Origin of the sequence: Myxococcus vastator (assembly GCF_010894475.1) — a bacterium.
GTDB classification, from domain to species: Bacteria; Myxococcota; Myxococcia; order Myxococcales; family Myxococcaceae; genus Myxococcus; species Myxococcus vastator.
Genome location: NZ_JAAIYB010000557.1, coordinates 1 through 4812 on the forward strand (window position 1 = coordinate 1; position 4812 = coordinate 4812).

Annotated in this window: 5 protein-coding genes; 1 reads left to right on the plus strand and 4 read right to left on the minus strand. The window is 69.2% G+C overall.

Translation table 11 applies throughout. The annotated features are described in order from the left end of the window. Nucleotides 1-114 precede the first annotated feature (114 nt). On the plus strand, nucleotides 115-1188 hold the full coding sequence (locus tag G4D87_RS33720; RefSeq protein ID WP_163786792.1) for a hypothetical protein: 1074 nt from the start codon (nucleotides 115-117) through the stop codon (nucleotides 1186-1188). Nucleotides 1189-1204: 16 nt separating this feature from the next. Here the strand turns inward: G4D87_RS33720 and G4D87_RS33725 are convergent, their stop codons facing one another. From G4D87_RS33725 to G4D87_RS33740, 4 genes are all read right to left on the minus strand, one after another. Next, nucleotides 1205-1732: a hypothetical protein gene (locus tag G4D87_RS33725; protein WP_163786788.1), complete on the minus strand. Its 528-nt coding sequence runs from the start codon at nucleotides 1730-1732 to the stop codon at nucleotides 1205-1207. Between the two features lie 3 nt (nucleotides 1733-1735). Beyond that, a complete protein-coding gene (locus G4D87_RS33730; protein ID WP_163786789.1) occupies nucleotides 1736-2230 on the minus strand; it encodes a hypothetical protein in 495 nt (164 codons plus the stop codon). A 245-nt stretch (nucleotides 2231-2475) separates the two neighbouring features. Next, nucleotides 2476-4161, minus strand: a complete 1686-nt coding sequence (locus tag G4D87_RS33735) for a mechanosensitive ion channel family protein (protein ID WP_163786790.1) — start codon at nucleotides 4159-4161, stop codon at nucleotides 2476-2478. Nucleotides 4162-4446: 285 nt separating this feature from the next. Next, a partial coding sequence (locus G4D87_RS33740) for an aldehyde dehydrogenase family protein (protein ID WP_163786791.1) occupies nucleotides 4447-4812 on the minus strand: 366 nt, incomplete at its 5' end.

Below are 4812 nucleotides of genomic sequence, written 5' to 3' on the forward strand. Positions count from 1 at the left end.
CTCCTCCGGTAACTCCACGGCACCTGCCCCCTTTTTCGCCCCCCGCCAGCGCACATTCTCTACGGAGTTTCCCGGGGCGAATGCAAACGGTTGAGCATTTCCGTTTGTTACACGCTGCATATGCAGCAGGCGACGAATGGCGCGCTTCCCCTCCCTGAGGAGGCGTGTCGTCGTTATCGTCACCCCGTGCCTCGCGGACGTTCCCAGCCTCCAGTTTCCCCACCTTCCCGTCTCCAACATGAACGCCTGCTCAGGTTGGAGGACGCGCTCTCGGAGGGCCGCGCGCGTGAGGACGCGGCGGTGGAGGCCTGGGTGCGCCGCACCGGGCAGATGCCGCCTCGGAAGGTTCGCCGGAAGTGGGAGAAGCAGTGGCAGCGGGAGGCGAAGCGCGCCGCCCGCCGCGCCGAGCGGGAGGTGCTGTCCCCCCGCTCGCGCAACCCCGCGAGGGGCGCCGCCTATGTCACGGCGTCGATGACGTGTGTGTTGATTGCCCTGGCGCAGCCCCGCCGGCTGTGGTGGCTGATTTTCGTGGCCCTGGGCTTCTTCCTGGCATCGTTGAAGCACCTGGAGCGTCCCCGGCGGGACGAGGCCCGCGCGCGCGATGCGGGGGCGCCGGAGCGGGCGCCCGTGGGGGATGCGGACCCCCGGGTGGCGAAGGTGGACGCACTCTGCGCCCGGCTGATGGAGGCCCTGCGCGAGGGGCCCACGGTGCTGCGCGAGCTGGTGCATGCGCCGGAGCGCACGGTGGAGGCTCTGCGGCAGGGCTGTCATGCATTGGTGCGCCGCGAGGGGGAGCTGCGGGCGCTGGCGCCGCCGGATGAGGCCCAGCGGCTGGACGCCGAGCGGGACGCGCTGGCCGCGCGGGTGGCCTCGGAAGAGGACGCGGTGGTGCGGGAGCGGCTGGCCGGAGCGCTGGCCGCGCTGGAGGCGCAGCGGCGTCAGCGCGCGGAGCTGGCCACCGCGGCGGCGCGGCTCGAGGCCGAGCACATGCGCCTCTACTACACCCTGGAGAGCCTCTACGCGCAGGTGCTGCGGGTGCGCTCGGCGGACACCGCGGGAGAGGACATCGCCGGGCTGGGGCTGCGGCAGAGCGTGGAGCAGCTCGGCGCGGAGGTGGAGGCGGTGACGCAGGCGCTGGAGGAGGTCCACTCCGCGCCCGGTGGTGGTGGGCGGACGCGGATGCGGTAGCTGCCGGGAGTGTGTGTCACGCGGGCGCGCTGCTCGGGGCGCCCACGTCGGGCGTGGCGCGAGGTGCGCACCGCTGCCCGCCCACCTTCAAGGCCACCCACAGCGCGGGCAGCGCGAGGAGGTCCTCGGCATCCGCGACGTGCGCGACGGGGAGGACGCGCGGAAGCCGGGGTGCGTCCGTGAGGAGGGCCCACGCTGCTCGCGGGGGCCACTGAAGGAGGCCCAGGCCGTAGCGCCAGCCATCTCCGGCGAGCTCGGAGACCTGGATGACGGAGAAGCACAGCCCCGTCATCAGGACGCAGCCGTGGAGCACCGCGCGGGAGGGCTGGAAGGCCTCGCGGTCGCGCGTGCCGAGGTGCTCCCACAGCCCTTGGAGCAGCAGCGGGAACATGGCGAGCCCCGCCACGTCCGACAGCTTTCCTGTCCACCAGGACGGCCACTGTGCCTTGAACACATGGTCGTTGAGGAGGAGCAGGGCCACCGCCGCCAGGGTGAGGGGATGCAACATCGCGCTGCCCGGCGAAGGGCGCCTGGTGGGCGTCATGCGTCAGTGCTCCGAGATGACGACGGAGAGGTCACGCTCGGACAGCGTCTTGCCGCTGAATGGATCGATTGAGACTTCCACGCTCCAGGCTTGCATGTCGACGGTGCCAGGGTTTTCGCTGTCGATGCTGAACTCCAGCGCCCCCTCCCAGACACACTCCTGCCGGGCGTCGCAGCGGAGGTCGTGATAGGAGTATGCGGCTGCCTCAACGGGGGCGCTGTCGTTCTCCGCGAGGAGGATGCGCTCGCGATTGAGGGGGCCTTGGGGCTCCGCGACAGGCCATTGCACCTGGAGCGTGGGCCTCGGACCTGGGGCAGGGGCGTCGGGAACCCACTGGGCCGTGATGCGGGTCGTGATGGAGAGGAGGCTGGAGAACTCATCGCTCTGGGGCGCGATGCGCACCGTGACGTGGCGCGTTGTCTTCAATTGCTCGGTCGTGAGGGCGAACGGGGCCCCGGATTGGATGGCCCGCACGGTGTTGTCCTGGGAGGTCGCCATGGTCGCGACGCAAGCGAGGAGCAACGCCGCGCGGATGGACCAGCGCCGGAGTCTTGAGTCAGGTGCGGTGACGGGCTGCGAGGAATGCACGGTGCCCCCTGAAGAGTGGTTGCGGATGCAATAGAGCAACCCCCGTGCCGGGGCTTCTCCGAGGGAGCGATGTGCCGCATTGGGAGGAAGCCGCGACTTCCGTGTCAGGGGGCGGGTGGCGTCAAGGTCAGCCGGGGCCCCCTGGGGAGGCGCCGCTACCGGCGCCGGTCCGAAGCGGCGAGCGCCTGGGGCTCCTCCTGCGGCGGCGCGGCGGTGGCGGGCAGCAATGAGGCCCCTTCGTATTCCACCGACTTGGGGTAGGGGATTTCCAGGCCGTTGGCGGTGAAGGCCTCGAACAGCAGCCGGTTGAGCAGCCGCTTCACGTCGAAGTGCGTCCCTGGCCGCACCTTGGCTTCAATGCGCAGGGTCATCCAGCTCTCGTCCATGCTCTCGATGCCCAGCAGCTTGGGCAGCTCGGACACCTTGCCCTGCGACAGCATGGGCACCTGCTCGCAGACCTGGCCAATCACATTCATCACCTTCTTCAAGTCGCACTCATAGGCCACGGCCATGTCCACGACCGCCAGCGTCCAGCCGCGGCTGTAGTTGATGACATTCTTGACTTCGCCGTTGCGGAGGATGTGGAGGCGCCCGTAGCGGTCGCGGATGCGGGTGATGCGAGGCGTTATCTCCTCCACCACGCCCTCCGTATCGTTGATGCGGATGTAGTCGCCGTTCAATATCTGGTCCTCGAAGAGCAGGAAGATGCCGTTGACCATGTCCGTGACGACGGCCTGCGAGCCCAGGCCCACGGTGAGGCCGACGATGCCCGCGCCCGCGAGGATGGGGGTGGGGTCCACGCCCAGGTCGCTGAGCACCATCATCCCCACCAGGAAATAGACCAGGTACTTGGAGGCGCCCTGGATGAGCGCGACGAAGGTGTTGCGGCGCCGGGCCGAATCATCCAGGTCGATGCCGTCCACCTTGAAGGCCCGGGCGATGAGCAGCCGGACGAACTCCACGACGACGCTGGCGGCGAAGAACAGGGCGATGACGCGGATGAGCACCGGCCCGTACGGAGCAAAGAGCTCCAGGCCCTGGAAGCGGCGGATGATGAGGGTCGCCACGGAGATGTAGACGATGGCCTCCAGGCTCTTCTGCCCCACCGGCAGCAGCCGGCTGAGCGCCATGAAGTACTCCTCGTACTTCGTGGCCGTGCCCTTCGCCGCCCAGGAGCCGACCAGCCGCCCAGACAGCAGGTGCAGCAAGGACACCGCCAGGCGCCCACCGCTGATGGCCAGCAGCACGAAGAGGGTGGTGCCCATGAGCCAGTCGAGCGCGGCTGGGGGCTGCAGCGAGGTGACCGCCATGCCCACCGCGAAGTAGGCCAGCAACAGCTTGATGAAGCCGGGCCCCTGCTCCATCGCCTTCTGCGCCTGTGCTTTGTGCTCTGGGGGCAGTTGCCATGCGTCCAACCTGCGTTCGAGCCGCACCAGGAGCCGGCGCGCCGCCCGCTCCAGCACCAGGACGGCCACCAGCAACAGCACCAGCAGCCCCGCTCCACGTCCCAGGGCCGCAAGCCCTTCCACCGTCACGCCCGCGAGCAAGGCATTGAAGTGGGGGGACAGGTCCTGCTTCGCCCACAGGGAAATGCCCAGCACGGCGATGCCAACGACGACCACGACGAAGGACAGGATGGCGGCGCTCAGCCGGGCGCGCTTGCGGAGGGTGTCGGCCGCCTGCTCCAGCGCCTTCACCCCCACCAGCCGGATGCCCTGGTACAGCAGCGCACTGGAGGCCACGAGGACGGCCCAGAGCGCGAGCAGGAGCAAGGTCACGCTCAGGCCGACGAGCCAGGCGTTGTTCAATTCGACCGTATCCGCGAGTTGGAAGATTTCCATGCAACTGCGGAATATCACATCGGCGGACATGCTTGAGGTCAGGCTTCCTCATCGGGAAGGAGCGTCCGGAGCAGCTCGTCATCGGGCCCGAGCGGGCGCCAGCCAACAGGCGGGGCACTGTCGAAGCACGGCGTCAGCCAGTTGGAGCGTGTCCGGCTTGAAGTTCGGACTTCCCAGGGGGAGTGGCTCTCATGGCGCACTGCTGCGTCTGCCAGCTCTTCCGAAAGAGAGAACACACAAAGCGCCGGAGCATGCCCCTCACTCCGGGCCTGTGAGTCCCCGTCGCTACTCGCTGATGGCGCCGCGAGGCGGAGGCTGCCGCGCCGAGTCCTCCGCCGCGGCGATGCGGACGGACTTGATGTTGACGAACTCGTGGATGCCCACGTCCGCCAGCTCGCGTCCGTGGCCGGAGTGCTTCACGCCGCCAAACGGAAGCCTGGCGTCCGACGCCACCAGCGCGTTGACGAACACCATGCCCGCTTCGATGCCGTCAATGAAACGCCGCTGCTCGGCTTCGTCCCGCGTCCACACGCTGGCGCCCAGGCCGAACGGCGTCGCGTTCGCCAGCTCCAGGGCGTGGTCCACGTCGCGCGCGCGCAGCAGCGTGGCCACCGGGCCGAAGAGCTCGTCGTGGAAGGCGGGGGCCTGGGG

Bases quoted from the DNA above. Each gene is read 5' to 3' on its own strand.
- G4D87_RS33725 (WP_163786788.1), bottom strand. From the start codon at position 1,732: ATGACGCCCACCAGGCGCCCTTCGCCGGGCAGCGCGATGTTGCATCCC.
- G4D87_RS33730 (WP_163786789.1), bottom strand. From the start codon at position 2,230: ATGGCGACCTCCCAGGACAACACCGTGCGGGCCATCCAATCCGGGGCC.
- G4D87_RS33735 (WP_163786790.1), bottom strand. From the start codon at position 4,161: ATGGAAATCTTCCAACTCGCGGATACGGTCGAATTGAACAACGCCTGG.